A 16,185-nucleotide genomic window follows, 5' to 3' on the forward strand; every position below is an offset into this window, starting at 1 on the left:
GGGGATGAGCGCTGGCCGCCGGACGAAGGAGCCGCCGAGAGCACACCGGGAAGAGGCGAGGAGCGACGACGCGCGGGGCGAGCAGGAGCCGGCGCGGCGCGGCGGCGAGGCTCCGGCCGCCGGAGGCCTCGAGCGCGCGTACCCTCGCGTCCTGTACCTCTACGAGATCAGCAAGCAGCTCACGCGCTTCGAGGGCGCCGAGCGGACCGTCCCGTCGGTCCTCGCGACCCTCGCGCGGGCGCTCCCCCTCCGCACCGCGCTCGTCCTCCTGGAGGTCCCGGGTCGCCCCGGGGTCAGGACCATCGTCTGGAGCGCCGAAGGTGTCGGCGCCGATCGACTCCAGGCAGCCAGGTCCCATGCCGCGACCTCGTACGCTTACCTCACCGGCTCGGAGGCCGCGCGGCCGGCCGATCTGGACGGCGGGCCGGCCGCGACGAACGCGCCCTCCGGACAGCCTGCCGGGGCCCCGCGGGCCGAGGCAGAGGAGCGCGGGTGCTTCCTCGTCCTCCCTCTCGTCATCGACCGCCGGCCGATCTTCGGCGCTCTCCAGATCGAGGGCGCCGCCCGTCTGGAGGAGCCGGATCTCGTGTTCGTGAACGCGGCGGTCAACCAGCTCGCGATCGCGCTCGATCGCCAGGCGATCATCGACGCCAAGCAGGCGGTCGCGGAGGAGGCGCGAGCAGCGGCCCAGCGGAGGCAGGCCGAAGCCGACGAGCAGCGGGCCCTCGCCGAGGCGCTGCGGCAGCGCTACGAGGCGCTGGTGGACAACCTCGATCGAGCGTTCGTCTGGGAGGCCGACGCGCGCACGCTCCAGGTCCTCTACGTGAGCGCGCAGGCCGAGGAGCTCCTCGGCTATCCGCGCGCGCGGTGGCTCGCGGAGCCCGACTTCTGGAGCCGCTGCGCCGAGCCGGACGATCGCGGCGAGCTCGAGCAGGCGCTCCGGAGGACGCTGGCCGCCGAGAGGGACCAGCGCTGCGACCATCGCTGTCGGACGGCGGACGGTCGCGTGCTCTGGCTCCACAGCGGCGTGCACCTGGTGAACGACAGCGCCGGCGCGCCTCGGCTTCAAGGCGTCTCGACGGACGTCACCCCCGCGAAGGAGGTGGAGGCGAGGGTCCGTGAGCAGCTCGAGTTCACGCGGGCGGTGACCGGCAGCATCGGCGAGGGCGTGATCGCGATGGATCGCGAAGGGCGGATCACCTTCTTCAACCCCGCGGCCGAGCGCTTGCTCGGCTGGACGACGGAGGAGGTCGTGGGGCGGCGCGTCCAGGAGGTCGTCCAGATTCGACGCGCGGATGGGACGTCCGTACCTGACGAGGATCACCCCGCGCTGCGGGCGATCCACACGGGCGAGCCGGTCCGGAGCGACGAGGACGTGGTTTCACGCCGGGACCGAGCGGCCTTGCACGTCAGCTGCACGTTCGCCCCTCTGCAGCGAGCAGGGCAGGTCTCGGGGGCGGTGCTCGTCTTCCGGGATATCATGGAGGTGAAGCGAGCCGAGCAGGTGCAGCGATTGTTCGCGGAGGTCAGCGCGGTCCTCGCCTCCTCGCTCGATTACGCGGAGACGGTCTCCACGGTGGCGCGCCTGTCGGTGCACGCCCTGGCCGATCTCTACTTCGTCGACCTGGTCGACGAGAACGGCCGTGTCGAGCGCCTCGCGCCGACGTCCGCCGATCCCGCGAAGCAACGGCTGACCGAGCGGATGGAGGATTTCGCCCAACGACCGGGCAGGGAGACCCCGCAGGCGAAGGTGATGCGGACCGGCGAGCCGCTCCTCATCCCTGAAATCACCGAGTCTGCCGTGGGGGCCGCCGCCCACGATCCGGGCCATCGAGGGTCCCTCCGCGCAGGCGGCGCGGGAGCGGTGATGGTGGTGCCGCTCGTGGCCCGCGGGCGGACGATCGGCACGCTCACGTTCGTGACGGCGGAGCCGAGCCGCCGCTACTCCGCCGCCGATCTGGTGGTGGCCGAGGAGGTGGCGCGCCGGGCCGCCACGGCCGTGGAGAATGCGCGCCTGTACCAGCACGCGCAGCGCGCCATTCGCACGCGGGACGATTTCCTCGCCATCGTCTCTCACGATCTCAAGAATCCGTTGAGCGCCATCTTGACGGCCGCGGCTCTCCTCATGCGGACATTGCCGGCCGACGAGCAGGGAGCGCCCGACAGGAGGAAGGCCGAGGTCATTCTCCTCGCTGCGCAGCGGATGCTCCGGATCATCGGTGATCTGCTCGACGTCGCCGCCATCGAGTCGGGTCGGCTGTCGATGGAGAAGCGGAGGCACGCGGCGGGCGCGCTCGTCCACGACGCGATCGAGATGGAGCGGGCGCTGGCGACGCAGAAGCACCTGGTGCTCGAGGGCGAGATCCACGGCGGGGGCGGCTTCGAGGTGCTCTGCGATCGCGAGAGGGTCCTCCAGGTCTTCGCGAACCTGATCGGCAACGCGATCAAGTTCACCGCGGAGGGAGGGGCCATCACGGTCCGAGCCGAGCCACGCGGCGACGAGGCGCTCTTCGCCGTGGCGGACACGGGGGCGGGGATCCGCGCCGACGAGCTCCCTCACATCTTCGATCGTTTCTGGCAGGTGGCGGAGACCGCGCGTCTGGGGACCGGGCTGGGGCTCACCATCGCGAAGGGCTTCGTGGAGGCCCTCGGCGGGAGGATCTGGGCGGAGAGTCAGCTCGGCGCTGGCGCCACGTTGTTCTTCACGCTCCCCCTCGCCCGGCCGGAGGGAGCCGCCGCCGGAGGGAGCCGCTAGAGCGGCGGTCACCCGCTTCGGATACGGGCCCATCTCGACGTTTTCGGTGCTCAGCGCACTGGAGTGCGCTTCCGCGCCGAAAACGCCGATCTGGACCCGTCTCCTGTGCGGGTGACCGCCGCTCTGCGACGCTCGTACCAGGCTCAGCTGAAAACCGCTCTAGAGAACGTCGTCCCGCGACCCGGGCCGCGCGAGGTGGCAGCTCGGCCCGCTCTCCCCGGCTCTCGCGCCCCCGCGCCGCTCGGCCGCGACGGCCCCAAGAGCCACCCCCAGAAGAGCATCCCGAGGGGGCGCGGCGTCGGCGGGGGCGCGGCGCGGCGTCACCTGCCATCCAGCCTCGATGGCGCGCCCGATGCCCTGGCCGGCCGCCCCCATTGGCGCACGGACAGGATTTGTACTCCTGGTCACCCATTGACGCCGCGCTCTGGCGAGATGAGTCTCGCCGCATCGGGAAGACATACCGCGACGGGCGTGCTCTTTTGATCAAGATCACGCGGTTTGTCGGCCCGTGCCCCCAGGCTGCGCGTGGTAGCGAGAGGTGCAATGACAACTCGCAGCTGCCTCGTGTTCGCGCTCATTGCCGGTGCCGCTGGCGCCTTCATTGGACGGGTCTCTATGCGCGACGCGCCACGCGCACAAGCGTTTCCGAGCGCATCGCCCCAGAGTTCGACTGCGCCCTCTCCCGGCCGTGGCTGCAGAGAGGAACGCGCCGTTCTCGCCTCGACCAGGGCACAACTGGAACTCTGCATGGCTCTTCGTTCGCGGGTTCCCGAGGCCGAGCCATCTGGCGTTGCCAATCGGGTCACCCACGTCTCCGGGCACGACGCCTGCCGACGATGAGTGCGAGGCCGAACGAAGCGCCCTGGCCTCGACCAGGCAGCCGCCGCCGGCCCCTCCCTTGTCCGCCACCGTGCACACGGCGAGCCCGCCGCGCCGGCCGCCGCCTCCGCCGCCGCCCTGGCCCGGCGTGCCCCTGCCGCCGTCCGTCCCCCTGTCGCCCTCCCATCCCGTCTCGGTGAGGCGCCCGATGCCTCGGCCGGCCGCCCCAACTGGCGCACGGACAGAATTTGTACGCCTGGTTACCCATTGACGCCACGCTCGACTGAGAAGAGTCTCGAGTGGTGCGGCTCGTCAGCGAACCTGCGGCGAGCCGCGGGGCGTGAGCTTAATCTACTGCGGGAAGTCGAGCTGGGAGGCAAACCGCCATGACGCCAAGGGTGCCAAGAAATCAGGGAAATAGGAGACGAAAATGCCGGGACGGCCCTTGCTATCTCCTCTTGGCGGCCTTGGCGTCATGGCGGCCTGCCTGCTGATCTGGGGCAACCTCCAGCAATAGTGTTAAGGTGGGCATTGCACCATGCAGAGGCTCCCTATGATAGCGTCGTCTCCATGCGGGCAGATGCTCCCTGACGATATGGCGGTCAGCTCAACCGTCGGACCAGCTTTGCGACTGGAGGCGACATGAAGGCCAGTGTAATTCTGATCTGTGGCTTCGTTGCTGCGTGCAACTACGACATGGGTGAGTGCTACCTTCGGGATGGTCGTGGTGAGGGCGTCGGCGCAGGCGTCATCACCCCGGGTGGGGCCGGAGGCTTCGGAGATGCGCCACCGGATCCGCAAGACGAGCTGGAGCGTTCCGAGTGCAGTGAAGCCGTTGAGGCAGCAGCCCAGGTGAATTGCGCATCCCCCGGCAGCAATACGTGCGTAGACCAGTGCGAGGCGATCGGCGCCTACTGCGTTCATCACGCTTCGCATCCGTACAGCCCGAGCAGCGGAGTTGGCGATCTGTACTGGTGCAAAGGTGGCAAACCCACGTGGACATGCTCTTATCAGTATTCAAATGGAGACAACTGCACCATCATCAATCCAATTGGAACTTGGCTTTGTCGATATCAGTTTGACAAGTAGAGGACGGGGAAATGACGCGTGAGCGGCAAGCGGCGCAGGCGCTCTCTGAGGGGCTTAACTGTCTCTCTGCGATCGTGGAGTCGCTCGATGTCGGTGCGTCGGTGTCCGAGCTCCCGACGAATGAATGGTTGGGGACTCTGTGCGCGATGGGAGACGCCTTCGATGCGATTCTATCTAGAGAGGTGACGACGACGCTAGTCGTGCGGCAGGCTGACTGTGACTTCGTCCGAAGGTTGGTCGGCTTGGTGCTGGAGTGGACGACTACGCGCCAGCCTCCACAAGAGCTGCGGACGATGATCGAGTCTATTTTGAAGATCTTCGATCGTCGCGGCACCGAATCTGCTCCTGATACGCAGAAGTGACGAGGCGCCCGCCAGCGTAAGAGCTCGCTCGCGACACTGCCTACTCAGGAAAGCGCAGCGTCTCCGCCGCGACGCCATCCTCTCCGGTCGTCATGGTGCCGTCGTGGCTCCAGCTGGTGCCGCCTGGGCCCGGCAGGCCCAGCTCGAAGGTGACCCCCTCCAGCGTGAGCTGGTCCTCGTCGAGGTAGGCGATCCCGATCACGTCGCCGCCGCGCCCGGGGCCGCCGTAGCCGCCGTCGCCTCCATAACCGCCGCTGCCACCGCGGCACGCCGGTGCGCCGTCGTAGCCGTCGCCGCCGTACCCGCCTCGTCCGGGTTTGCCGCCTTGCTGGGGCGGTCCTCCGTCGCCTCCCGCCCCACCGGCGGGCGCCTTGATGACGCTGTCCCGGACCGTCACCCTGGCGTGCAGCGCGGCGATGCCGATCGACGGCGAGCCGTTCTCGCCGGCTCGACCCCCTCGGCCGCCACAGCCGCCAGCGCCTCCAGAGCCGCCGCCGGCCCCTCCCTTGTCCGCCGCCATGCACACGGCGAGCCCGCCGCGCCGGCCGCCGCCCCCGCCTCCGCCCTGGCCCGGCGTGCCCCTGCCGCCGTCCGTCCCCTTGTCGCCCTCCCATCCCGTCTCGGTGAGGCGCCCGATGCCCCGGCCGGCCGCCCCCGCCGTTCCCGAGGACCCGGAGAGCCCGGACTGGCCGTTCCAGCAGGCGCTCTCCTCACGCTCCGCGTCGCCGCCGAGGCCTGAGGTCGGGTCGGCCGCCGGCACCGGTTCGCCGGTGGCCCCGTCCTCGGCTCCCGAGGGCAGCCCATCACCGCCTTTGCCGCCGGTGCTCGCCGTGCCGTCGGGGCCGTCGTCACACGGGTTCGTCACCGCCGCGCCCCCGGGGATCCTGGCGGCGGAGCACGCGTCCTCACCGAGCAGGCCATCGGGGCCGGTCGCTGCTCGGCTCGGCCATGCCTCCCCGTCGTGGCCCGCCCTGCCGTAATTGAACGCCCTGATCTCGCTGCGGACGATCTCCACCGCGGTGTTGGACTGAACGAGCACCCCGATCTGGGTCCCGCTCAGGACCCACACGTGATCGAGCGTCGAGACCCCGTCCGCAGCCCCCGTGTCGCCGGGGCGCGCCGGCTCGACGATCACCGCGATCCGCGCATCGGTCTCGGAATTGATACGGCCGCTGTCGTCGCTGCTCCGGCGCCTCCATTCGAGGAAGTCGAAGCCGCCATGGATGTCCACGCCGGAAGGAAGCCTGATCGCCCCCACGAAGGTATCGTCGGTCACGAACACGCGACCGCGCCCGGTGCGAGCGAGCTCGATCCCCCGCTGGATCGAGCGAACCGGCCGGTCCTTCGTGCCGGGGTTCGCGTCGTTGCCGCCGAGGATCTCGCTGTTGACGAACACCCCGCAGCCGTCGAGGGCGCGATCCGCGGCGAGCTCCTCGAGGCACGCCGACTCCGGGACGGCATCGCCCGGACAGGCGGACGGAGCGTCGCACGGCGGTGCGCCGCCCGGCTCATTCACCTCCGGAGAGTTCCCGCAACCGGCCATGGCGAGCGGTAGGACGACGAACGGAAGGAACACGGACTTGACGCGCATGGGCATGCCTCACCGGAAGCGTCCCTGGGGACGCACGCTATCAAGGCGCTAACGGGGCAGCTCGTTCGGCCCGCTGAACGCCTGGGTCTGCGCCGAAGAACCGAAGCCGCCTTTGCCAGCCTCATCGGTCGTGGCGGCGTTCCCCGCGAGGCCGCCCTCGCCGGCCGCTCCGACCGTGATCACGGTGCCGGGCCGGAGGACCAGGTTGGGGACCACGTACGCGATGCCGATGGACGGGCCGCCGAGCCCGCCGCCGGCGTCGCCCCCGCGGCCGCCGTTGCCGCCGCTGCCGCCATGGCAGGCGTTCCACATCCCGTCCGGCGCCTTGCCACCGTACCCTCCGTGTTGGCCGAAGCCGCCCGGTTGGCCCGTTCCGCCGGTCCCCCCGTTCCCGCCGCGGCCCGTGACCACCTCGGTGGCCTCGATCGTGAGCTCCGTGCCCTCCAGCGCCACGATGCCGATGCTCGCACCGCCGTAGTCACCGCCCTTGCCGCCCAGGCCACCGCAACCGCCGCCGCCCCCCGAGCCGCCGGCCGCCCCGGTCTGGGGTCGGGAGGCCGGGCACACGCGGAGACTCACGCCGTCGCGCGACTTGCTTCCGCCGCCGCCGCCCCCGGCCTGGCCGACACCGCCCCGCTCCCCGTCCTCACCGCGGACACCGATCCACCCGTCGTCGGTGAGGTAACCAATTCCGGCCGCGCCGCTGGCGCGGCCATGGTCCGCGCCGGGCGCGCCATCTTTCCCCTCGCTGCATGCTGCCATGCTGCCGGCGCCGGCTCCTCCGAGGCCCTTGCCCTCGGGGTTCGGTGCGGGCTCGGGCCGTCCCGAAGCGCCGTCGCCGCCCTGCTCGATCCCGCCGTAGCCCCCGTACCCGCCCGTCGACTCGATGCCCTCGCCGCACGCGGTCACGACCGGAAGCGCGCCCGCCGCGGCGCCCTCCGTGCAGGCGTCCGCCCCGTCGTTCCCGAACTGCCCGCTCTGCGCGCTGGCGCTCGGCGCGTCCTCGCCGGGCTCCCCGTCCTTGCCGTTGCCCGCGATGACCACGCTCGACACCAGCTTCACCCTGGCGCCGTAGCTCAGGATCGCCGCGATCGACGACCTGCCGTCGATCGCCGAGGCGTCCGCCGCCACGACGCGCACGCCGGAGATCGTCGACGTCGCGTCGTCTCCCTCGATGACGCGCAGCGGCACCCCCCCGGGCGGCGCGATGGTCGTCCGCTGAGCGGGCCCGCCGAACGACCAATCGCCCCCCTCGCAGAGACGGCCGCCCCAGAGATCGACGCCCGAGGGCAGCGAGATCGCCTCCTCGAACACATCGCCGCAAGCGTACACGCGCCGGGTCGGCGCCTCGCCGCCGCCTCGCCTGGTCGCGGCCAGCCCGACCGCGCGCTGGAGCGTCTTCACCGGCGCGTCCTTCGTGCCGGGGTGGTCGTCGTCGCCGTGCTCGCTGACGAACACCCCGCACTCGTCGAGTGCCGGCGCCGTGCCGGGCTCTCCCTCGCACGGTCCGGGCGGCGGCTCCGGATCCGGAGCGCACGTGCGCGTCTCCCAGCAGGCATCGGAGTACGTGCACGCGGTCGATGTGCTCGCGGTCCATGCGCAGAGCGCAACAGCGACAACGGACGCTCGCCTGGTGGCTTTGCCCCGGATCCCCATATTCCGCGTGCACGGTAGTCGCGCCAGCCGCGCAGCGTCAACCAGCAGGAACCCGCATCAAGGAGCATTTCCCGGTGAAAAATGTCTCTCGATAACGCAATGCGGCCCGCTGGTCAGCGTATGTGCGGGCCTTTCGCTTCCGGTGGGCACTCGATCCGTCCAGTGCATCGGAGCGACACCGCGCCGTGACGCGCGCTCACTCCAGCAGAAAGTAGCGTGCGTCTCGCTTGATATCGAAATGGAAGTGATCCGCGTGCGCCTCGTTCGCGTTGGGCGTGAGGACGACGTTGAACAGCCCGCTCGTGGAGATGGAACAGAGGATCTCCCGCAGCTCGAGCGCGTGGAGGCTGGGCGCCTTCGGCTCCGATCCGGGGCCGCACGGCGGCGCGCCGATGGCGCCGAGCCAGTCGGCCTTCACGTCGAGTCGAGTCCCGTCGGCCTTCACGAAGGCAGCGACGTCGATGGCGAGCCCGAGGGCGTGCTGGTTGGGGCGCCCGGGCGCCGCCGCCGGCTTCTTCGCGGCGCGCTCGCCCGGTTTCGCCGCCTTGCCGGCGGCCTTCGGGGTCTTCTTGCCTGCCGGCGGCTTCGCGGGCGCCTTCGCCGGAGCGACAGCGCCCGCTGGACCGGGCCGGTGCATGCTGAAGTGCACGACCTCGACGATCCCGCGCGTCGTCAGGAAGGCGGCGAGATCGTCGAGCGCGAGGACCAGCCGGCAATCGGCGATGTCGAACGGGGAGGCCGACCTGGGCTTCGCGACCCCGTCGCCGCGGAACGTGACCCCGCGCAGCGGGCCGGTGATCCTGATCGGCCGGTCGACCAGCGGGGCGCCGCGCGCCGGGGCGTGCGGGATCCCGCGGCGCTTCATCTCCCTGTCGCAAGCGTCGGCCGAGAGCGCCCCGTAGGTGGCCGCGCGCGACGAGGCGGACCACGCGGGCAGCTCGAACCGCGCGCCGCCCGCGTCCCTGCCGCCGTCCAGGAGGGCGGCCGCGCCGTCCGCAGGCGCGCCGGCGTCGCCGTCCAGAGGGCCGTCCCCGCCATCCGCGAGCGCCGTCGCTGCACCGGGGGGCGCGGGCGCCGCCGCTGCGGGGGCATCGACCCGCTCCTCCGAAGCGTGACGTAGTGAGGCGATGCCGAGCGGCGTGAGGAGCGCCGCAGCGCCGATCAGGGCCGCGCCCAGGGTCAGCGCACGGCGGGAAGGGAGCGCGCTCATCTCTGGCGGAGCTTAGGAGAAACCGGGCAGTCTGGCAGCCTTCGTGGCACCGGACACGGTCCGGGAGAGGCTCCCCGCAGCCTTCGTGGCACCGGACACGGGCCAGGGGAGGCTCCCCGCAGCCTTCGTGGCACCGGACACGGTCCGGGGGAGGCTCCCCGCAGCCTTCGTGGCACCGGACACGGGCCAGGGGAAGCTCCCCGCAGCCTTCGTGGCACCGGACACGGTCCGCGGGAAGGCTCCCCGCAGCCTTCGTGGCACCGGACACGGGCCAGGGGAAGCTCCCCGCAGCCTTCGTGGCACCGGACACGGGCCAGGGGAAGCTCCTTGCAGCCTTCATCGCACCGGCCACGGTCGGGGAGAGGCTCCCCGCAGCCTTCGTGGCACGGGAGACGGTGGCCCGTAACGGTGCTCTCTGGTTCATGGCACAGCGCGTGCTATCCAACCATCGCCACATCCAGCGCGCCTGTCACGGCGCGAGCAGCACCCGAGCCACTGGCTCGCGCTCCGCAAGGGCCGGGCTCCCTTCTGGCAGGGCGACGTCGCTATCCAGCCCCGCGCGGGCCCGAGCGCCATGGCGCAAGATTACGACGCTCGGCGGCACGCCGTCAGAAAATCAGCCGTGAGGTCGATTGACGGCTTGACGGGGGTGATTATCCCTGCCCGGAACGTCCGGTGTGCGCCTGACGTTCTCGACACGTCCAGCGCGCGGGGGTGAGGAGCGCACCGTACCTGTTCTCCGCTGCTCCGCGACGACGAACAACGAGAGGTCATCCCCTCATGACGAAGCCTTCTCCACTCAAGAAGAAGCCTGCCCCCAAGAAGCCCGCGGCCCCGCCCCAGGCGGCGGCGGCGTTCGACGAGACCCTGCCCGAGATCGAGGCGCTCAGCCCCGATCGGCTCATCGCCATCAACCTCGATATTCCCCGTGTGGTCTCCCAGGTGCTAGGCGTATTGCCCGGCCTCCTCGCGCTGCGCTCCGCCATCGCGGAGCGCCTGCCGACGCACGAGCTCGCGTCGCTCGACCGGCTCGAGGCTTACGCGCTCGCGGCCTGGTACGCGCACCTCGCGTGGCTGTCGAGCGGAGGCGCCGAGAACGCGCTGAAGCCGCTGCTCGCGGAGGCGGCCCCGCTGCGCGAGAACCTGCTGAGCGACGCCGAGGCGCTGGCCCGCCGCGGCCTGCTCGACGCGGACACGGTCGCGGAGATCCGCGCCGGACAAGGGTACATCGACACGGCCAATGACCTCGTCGCCCTCTCGGCGCTCTTCACTGCGAGCTGGTCGGAGGTCGCCGGCAGGACGGCGGCGACCGAGGAAGAAATGAGGCGCGCCGGGGAGATCGGGCCGCAGATCCTCGCGGCCCTCGGCGTGAGGGAGCACGGCAAGGGTCCCGGGCCGACCGAGGCCGCGGACAGGAGGGCGCGCGCGTTTTCGCTGCTCGTCCACGCCTACGACCAGACCCGCCGCGCCGTCACGTACCTGCGCTGGGACGAGGGGGACGCCGATGCGATCGCCCCGTCTCTCTACAAGGGCCGCACGGGCCGCGCGGCGTCGTCCAGCGATGCCGCCGCCGCGCCGGCAGACGAGGCCCCCGCTGCCCCGACGGCGCCGGCGCCGACCGGTACGGCGGCGCCCACGGATACGGCGGCGCCATCGGGGCCCGGCGCCGCACTGAACGGCGCGCCGTTCACCGGCTAGCACTACTGCGGGAAGTTGCCCCGGATCGGCAGAAACACCGCCATGGCGCCAAGGGAGAGAGGAAGTGCCGTCCCGGCATTTTCCCCGCCCATTTCCCTGGTTTTCTTGGCGCCCTTGGCGCGATGGCGGTTCACTCCACCGCCTGACTTCCCGCAGTAGTGCTAGCCATCGCCGCCCACCTCCGCGGCGGACGCCTTCGAAGAACATCCGAACGCTGCGCGGCCGTCCGGCACGCCAGCGATCAGGAATGATGCGCTGGTGCCCCTGTGCCCGCCAGGCGCTCGCGTCCTCACCAAGAGCCGTCATCGGCCGGCCGACCGTGGCCGAGCCATGTCCATCCTCATGGGGCTACCTGGTGATGAAATGGCACTGGACGGCGCGGCGCTTGCCGTTGACGAAGAGCTGCGCACACGCCTTGCCGTACTTCGGGAGCGTGCGGTCCTTCTTGATATTGAAGGTCGGCACAGTGCCAACCTTGCACGTGGTGTGCAGGGGCCCGCGCGTGATCCTGTACGTCTTGCCGGACGTATCGGCGTAGTGGAATTCGATCCGGGCGTTGCAGAACCGGCTCAGGAGGGCAGCGGGACCGACACAGTCCACGCCAGCGATCTGGTCCCTGATCTTTCGTCCGGAGCCCTTGATCACGTGGGTGAGGGCGCACCCGGTAGGCACGTTGATGGTGGCGCCTCCGATGGTGTAGCTGAACGTCTGGACGGCGGCGCTCCCGGCAGCCGATCGCACGCTGAATCGGGAGCTGGGTGCCTCGACCTGCGCCTCCTCCTGCGTCGGCACGGCATCACCCTGCACCTCCTCGACATCGATGCCATCGGCGAGATCCTCGCCCGCGTCATCGGAGGGAACGCTGCCCTCCTCCTGCGAGGGAACACTTCCCCGGAAGACGACAAGAGGCGTGGATACGCTCCGGGTCAGTGCGCCGGCGTCGCCGGCCATGGCCGGCGTGGCCAGAACGAGCGGAGCCGTCGCCGCGCCGATGACGGCTGCTGTGCCGATGGTAGCTGTTGTGAAGAGAGAGCGTGAAGACTTCCAGATCACGGGGTACTCCTGGTGTGGTGATCCGACACAAGTCCGAGCGCCAGCAACGCGCCACCGGTGACGGTAACGTCAGTGACCGGATGTGACACATGGCAAGCGATCAAACGAATATCGAATTTATTGGTTCGAGTGTGCTGTTGGCTCCCACCGAGCGCTCATGCAGAACTGATACCAGCGCCAAGCTCGACCAACCCGCGCCGCCCCGGGGAAAGGAAAAGCGAAACGATTCGAGGAGACCAAGGGCGAATCGCCAGGCTCACCTCAGGCGACAGGAGTTTTTCTGGCGCGATACGCCTTCCTCCTGGGAAATGTCGCTGCATCAACAATGGTTTCCATGCATCCAAGGGGCCGCGTTCACGCCGGTGGCTTCCCCCACGCGCTGGTTGTCAGATCAGCGGTGAGGCCCCCCCTTGGCCTGCGCTCGAGGCTCGCTGGGCTCGCTGGGCTCGCTGGGCTCGCTGGGCACGATGACGGCCAGCCAGGCTCTTCGCGAACCGGTGCTCCACCATGATTTTCGATATTCGCGCGATCGCGGGTGATCAGCGTCCGGCTTGACTGACCGGCATCGCGCTTGGCCTGCTTCTGGCCAGGGATCGCGCCATTGCCGTTCGACACGGAATTTGCTCGACTCCCCCGATGTCTCGCTCCTGCATCGCGGCCCCCGGCCGCCTCGTTTCCCTCGGCTGCCGCCACATCTCCCTCGGGATCGCGCTGGCCGCGCTGCTCGCGCCCCGCCAGGCCCCGGCGCGGGGCGCGCCGGCCGGCGGCGGGCCAGCGCGCCCCGAGGCGCCCTCGCTCGTCACCGAGGCCGAGCGGACGGGCTTCCGGCGCACCGGTCGTTATGCCGAGGTCGAGCGGCTATGCCGCGACTTCGAGCAGGCCTATCCGGGCCGCGCCCGCTGCGTCCGTTTCGGCACGACGCCCGAGGGCAGGCCCATGCTCGCGATCGCCGCCTCCGACGACGGCACGCTCGACCCCGCGGCGGCGCGGGCGAAGCGGCGCCCGGTGATCCTGTTCCAGGGCGGCATCCACGCCGGCGAGATCGACGGCAAGGACGGCGGCTTCTGGGCGCTCCGCGAGCTGCTCGACGGCGCGATGGCGCCTGGCGCCCTCGTGACGGCCACGGCGGTGTTTGTGCCGGTCTTCAACGTCGACGGCCACGAGCGGTTCCGTCGAAACCAGCGGCCCAACCAGCGCGGCCCCGAGGAGATGGGCTTCCGCGCCACCGCGCAGAACCTCAACCTGAACCGCGATACCATGAAGGCCGAGGCGCCCGAGATGCGGGCCATGCTGGCGCTGCTCGACGCCTGCGATCCGGTGGTCCAGGTCGACCTGCACACGACGGACGGCGCGAAGTTCCAGCACGACATCGCGGTGGTCGTGGAGCCCTCGGTGCCTCACCCCGGCGGGCTCGACGCCGTGGCGCGCGCCCTCTCGGGGGAGCTCCAGGCGCGCCTCTCGGCGCTCGGTCACTTGCCGCTCCCGTTCTACCCGGCCTTCCGCGAGGACGACGACCCCTCGTCGGGGATCTCCACCGAGCCGGGGCCGCCGCGCTTCTCGCAGTCCTACAGCGCCGCCCGCAACCGCATCGGCGTGCTCGTCGAGACGCACAGCTGGGCCACCCACGCCGAGCGCGTGCGCGCGGTCCACGACCTCCTCGCGGCGCTCTTCGAGCGCGTCTCCTCCGGCTCCGGCGCGGGTGCCCTCCGCGCCGCGGCCGAGCGCGCGGACGCCGCGAGCGCGCGCCTCGCCGGCGTCCCCTTCGCCCTCACGCACCGCGCGGGGCCGGCCTCGCGCATCTTCCCGTTCCGCGGCTTCGCTTACGAGAAGCGCGCCTCGGAGATCTCGGGCGGCACGTGGACCCGTTACGACGAGTCCCGCCCGCAGATCTGGCGCGTGCCGCTGTTCGACCGCATCCAGCCGGACCTGACGGTCACCGCGCCCGAGGCCGGCTACGTCATCCCGGCGGCGCACGCGGCCTGGGTGGCCGACAAGCTGCGCCTGCACGGCGTGCGTTACCAGATCCTCCCCGAGGCTCGCCCCGGCTTCGCCGTCGAGGCGTTCCGGGCCGACGCGGTGACGTTCGAGCGGCCCTTCGAGGGGCGGACGCGCGTGAAGCTCCAGGGCGCCTTCCGGCCGGAGCGGCAGGATCTTCCGGCCGGCTCCCTGTTCGTTCCCATCGCGCAGCCGCGGGCGCCCCTCGTCCTGCACCTCCTCGAGCCGCTCGCGCCCGACTCCCTCGTCGCCTGGGGCTTCTTCAACACCTCCTTCGAGCGCAAGGAGTACATGGAAGCCTACGTCGCCGAGGAGGAGGCGCGCAGCATGCTCGCCGCGGATCCTGCGCTGCGCAGCGAGTTCAATGCGCGCCTGCGCGATCCTGCGTTTGCGAAGGACGCGAAGGCTCGCCTCGATTTCTTCTACAAGCGCCATCCGTCCTGGGACGAGCGCGTGAATCTCGTCCCGGTATTTCGCGTCGCCGCGCCGCCGTGACAGGCCTCTCCTTCGTTTCGTCTGCTTCGCCTGCGCTCCGGCTCTGGTCGAATGTCCGTGTGCCCCACAGGCCTCACATCATTCGATGGATTCCTGCCAGTCTGCGGCGCCGCGCCGGGCGAGGGGGCCCCGCGCGGGTTGCGCGGAGCGCGCGGGGATCGCATGCTCGTCACGACATGTCGGCCGGCGTGCGATAGCGGTGACGCGCGCGCCTACGACGACGCACGGCGACGTGATGTCGCCTGACGGCGAAAGGGGGGGACGATGTTCCTGCGATGGGCGTTCGGCTTTTGTTCGGCGTTTTTCTTCGCGTTTCCTGCGCTGGCGCAGAATACGCGGATCGCGAACTTCACCTATGCTGGCAGCGGCTGTCCTGTCGGCTCCGCTGCGGGGGTGATCTCGCCTGATCAGAAGGCGTTGACCGTCATCTTCGACCAGTTCGAGGCGCACGCCGGCCCGGGCATCGGCCGCGCCGCGAACCGCGCGTTCTGCCAGCTGGCCGTGGATCTCCGGTTCGATCCGGGGTGGCAAGTCGCGGTCTTCGACGCCACGTACCGGGGGTTCGCCGACCTGGAGGGCGGCGTCCAGGGGCTCCACGAGACATCGTATTATTTCTCGGGGTCGCCGCTCACCTCGGGGCCGCTCATGTGGAGCATGATCGGGCCGTTCACGAGCGACTTCTCCCGCACGGACACCTTCACGACCACGGTCTGGTCCGAGTGCGGCACCGTGCGGCCGCTCAACATCAAGACGAGCCTCTATGTCACGAACCGGCTTGCGCCGTCGAGCTCCGGGGTGTTGACCAACGACACGACCGACCTCCAGGTCCGGCTCGAGTACGGCCTCGTGTACCGCCCCTGTCCCGGTCCCTGAGGTCGGCAGGGCGCCCGGCGAGCCTGGCGCGGCGGTGCCGCGCCGGGCTCGCTCACGCCATCAGGCAGCCGGCCGACGACCCTTGCATCGGCACGATGGCCATGATCTCCCCGGTCTCCCCGAAGATCAGGAGCCGCGCGACGATGGCCTCCTTGCCCGTGCCGCACAGGGGCAGGAGCGCGAGCCGGACCGCTGGCCCGTTGCCCCCCTCGAACTTGAGGGCGAGCAGCTGCTTGTCGTCGCACTCCTCGAGGAGCTCCACGTCCGCCTCGATCTGGACCGGCGCCACCCGCGTGCACGCCTTGGCCTCGCCGAAGCTGTCCACCGTGCAGCGGTTGGGATCGAGCGAGATCCGGACCCGAGACGACGCCTGTTCGCCCACCGTGGTGATCTGGATCTGATGAACCGAAATCCCCTTCTGGAGCGGGATGGGCTCCACGAGATAGCCAGTTTCCAGCCGCAGATTCTTGATTTTCATCGGACCCCCGCCTCTCGGCCGTGCGTCCCGCGATCTCCGCCCATCGCGGCGCCGCGGCGGCGCGCCTGCTTCTAGGGAGAAGCACCGGTTGTGCCGGCGCGCGCGCGCGGA

Annotated in this window: 11 protein-coding genes; 6 read left to right on the forward strand and 5 right to left on the reverse strand. The window is 70.7% G+C overall.

The genetic code is table 11. From position 1 onward, the window contains the following. Positions 1 to 4: 4 nt before the first annotated feature. The 3 genes from WME73_RS20010 (at position 5) to WME73_RS20020 (ending at position 5,025) form a co-directional block, all read left to right on the forward strand. Positions 5 to 2,755, forward strand: a complete 2,751-nt coding sequence (locus WME73_RS20010) for a sensor histidine kinase (protein ID WP_437916764.1) — start codon at positions 5 to 7, stop codon at positions 2,753 to 2,755. A 1,461-nt stretch (positions 2,756 to 4,216) separates the two neighbouring features. Next, complete coding sequence (locus WME73_RS20015) at positions 4,217 to 4,663, forward strand: hypothetical protein (protein WP_437747013.1); 447 nt, start codon at positions 4,217 to 4,219, stop codon at positions 4,661 to 4,663. Between the two features lie 11 nt (positions 4,664 to 4,674). Then, positions 4,675 to 5,025 carry a hypothetical protein gene (locus WME73_RS20020; RefSeq protein WP_437747014.1) on the forward strand — a complete coding sequence of 117 codons (351 nt, stop codon included), beginning with the start codon at positions 4,675 to 4,677 and terminating at the stop codon, positions 5,023 to 5,025. 40 nt (positions 5,026 to 5,065) lie between these two features. Here the strand turns inward: WME73_RS20020 and WME73_RS20025 are convergent, their stop codons facing one another. The 3 genes from WME73_RS20025 to WME73_RS20035 form a co-directional block, all read right to left on the reverse strand. Beyond that, positions 5,066 to 6,616, reverse strand: a complete 1,551-nt coding sequence (locus WME73_RS20025) for a hypothetical protein (RefSeq protein WP_437916765.1) — start codon at positions 6,614 to 6,616, stop codon at positions 5,066 to 5,068. A gap of 48 nt (positions 6,617 to 6,664) precedes the next feature. Next, the gene (locus WME73_RS20030; protein ID WP_437916766.1) at positions 6,665 to 8,272 is read right to left on the reverse strand and encodes a hypothetical protein; all 1,608 of its coding nucleotides are present in this window, start codon (positions 8,270 to 8,272) and stop codon (positions 6,665 to 6,667) included. A 196-nt stretch (positions 8,273 to 8,468) separates the two neighbouring features. Further along, entirely contained in the window at positions 8,469 to 9,482 is a 1,014-nt protein-coding gene (locus tag WME73_RS20035; RefSeq protein WP_437916767.1) for an extensin family protein, read from the reverse strand. 780 nt (positions 9,483 to 10,262) lie between these two features. Here WME73_RS20035 and WME73_RS20040 point away from each other — a divergent pair. Further along, complete coding sequence (locus WME73_RS20040) at positions 10,263 to 11,180, forward strand: hypothetical protein (RefSeq protein ID WP_437916768.1); 918 nt, start codon at positions 10,263 to 10,265, stop codon at positions 11,178 to 11,180. A gap of 348 nt (positions 11,181 to 11,528) precedes the next feature. On the opposite strand, the gene WME73_RS20045 is transcribed toward WME73_RS20040, so the two are convergent. After that, the gene (locus tag WME73_RS20045; RefSeq protein WP_437747019.1) at positions 11,529 to 12,233 is read right to left on the reverse strand and encodes a hypothetical protein; all 705 of its coding nucleotides are present in this window, start codon (positions 12,231 to 12,233) and stop codon (positions 11,529 to 11,531) included. Between the two features lie 636 nt (positions 12,234 to 12,869). On the opposite strand from WME73_RS20045, the gene WME73_RS20050 reads away from it, so the two are divergent. Beyond that, the gene (locus WME73_RS20050; RefSeq protein ID WP_437916769.1) at positions 12,870 to 14,723 is read left to right on the forward strand and encodes a M14 family zinc carboxypeptidase; all 1,854 of its coding nucleotides are present in this window, start codon (positions 12,870 to 12,872) and stop codon (positions 14,721 to 14,723) included. A gap of 264 nt (positions 14,724 to 14,987) precedes the next feature. Next, positions 14,988 to 15,596: a DUF4360 domain-containing protein gene (locus WME73_RS20055; protein WP_437747021.1), complete on the forward strand. Its 609-nt coding sequence runs from the start codon at positions 14,988 to 14,990 to the stop codon at positions 15,594 to 15,596. A gap of 52 nt (positions 15,597 to 15,648) precedes the next feature. On the opposite strand, the gene WME73_RS20060 is transcribed toward WME73_RS20055, so the two are convergent. Next, positions 15,649 to 16,074 (reverse strand): hypothetical protein, encoded by a 426-nt coding sequence (locus WME73_RS20060; protein WP_437916770.1) that lies wholly within the window; start codon positions 16,072 to 16,074, stop codon positions 15,649 to 15,651. Between the last annotated feature and the right edge of the window lie 111 nt (positions 16,075 to 16,185).

The sequence above is a fragment of the Sorangium sp. So ce302 genome, assembly GCF_051530145.1.
Lineage (GTDB): Bacteria > Myxococcota_A > Polyangia > Polyangiales > Polyangiaceae > Sorangium > Sorangium cellulosum_B.

Excerpts from the sequence above, each read along its gene's own strand:
- WME73_RS20010 (WP_437916764.1), top strand. The coding sequence starts at position 5 with ATGAGCGCTGGCCGCCGGACGAAGGAGCCGCCGAGAGCACACCGGGAA.
- WME73_RS20015 (WP_437747013.1), top strand. The coding sequence starts at position 4,217 with ATGAAGGCCAGTGTAATTCTGATCTGTGGCTTCGTTGCTGCGTGCAAC.
- WME73_RS20020 (WP_437747014.1), top strand. The coding sequence starts at position 4,675 with ATGACGCGTGAGCGGCAAGCGGCGCAGGCGCTCTCTGAGGGGCTTAAC.
- WME73_RS20025 (WP_437916765.1), bottom strand. The coding sequence starts at position 6,616 with ATGCGCGTCAAGTCCGTGTTCCTTCCGTTCGTCGTCCTACCGCTCGCC.
- WME73_RS20030 (WP_437916766.1), bottom strand. The coding sequence starts at position 8,272 with ATGGGGATCCGGGGCAAAGCCACCAGGCGAGCGTCCGTTGTCGCTGTT.
- WME73_RS20035 (WP_437916767.1), bottom strand. The coding sequence starts at position 9,482 with ATGAGCGCGCTCCCTTCCCGCCGTGCGCTGACCCTGGGCGCGGCCCTG.
- WME73_RS20040 (WP_437916768.1), top strand. The coding sequence starts at position 10,263 with ATGACGAAGCCTTCTCCACTCAAGAAGAAGCCTGCCCCCAAGAAGCCC.
- WME73_RS20050 (WP_437916769.1), top strand. The coding sequence starts at position 12,870 with ATGTCTCGCTCCTGCATCGCGGCCCCCGGCCGCCTCGTTTCCCTCGGC.
- WME73_RS20055 (WP_437747021.1), top strand. The coding sequence starts at position 14,988 with ATGTTCCTGCGATGGGCGTTCGGCTTTTGTTCGGCGTTTTTCTTCGCG.
- WME73_RS20060 (WP_437916770.1), bottom strand. The coding sequence starts at position 16,074 with ATGAAAATCAAGAATCTGCGGCTGGAAACTGGCTATCTCGTGGAGCCC.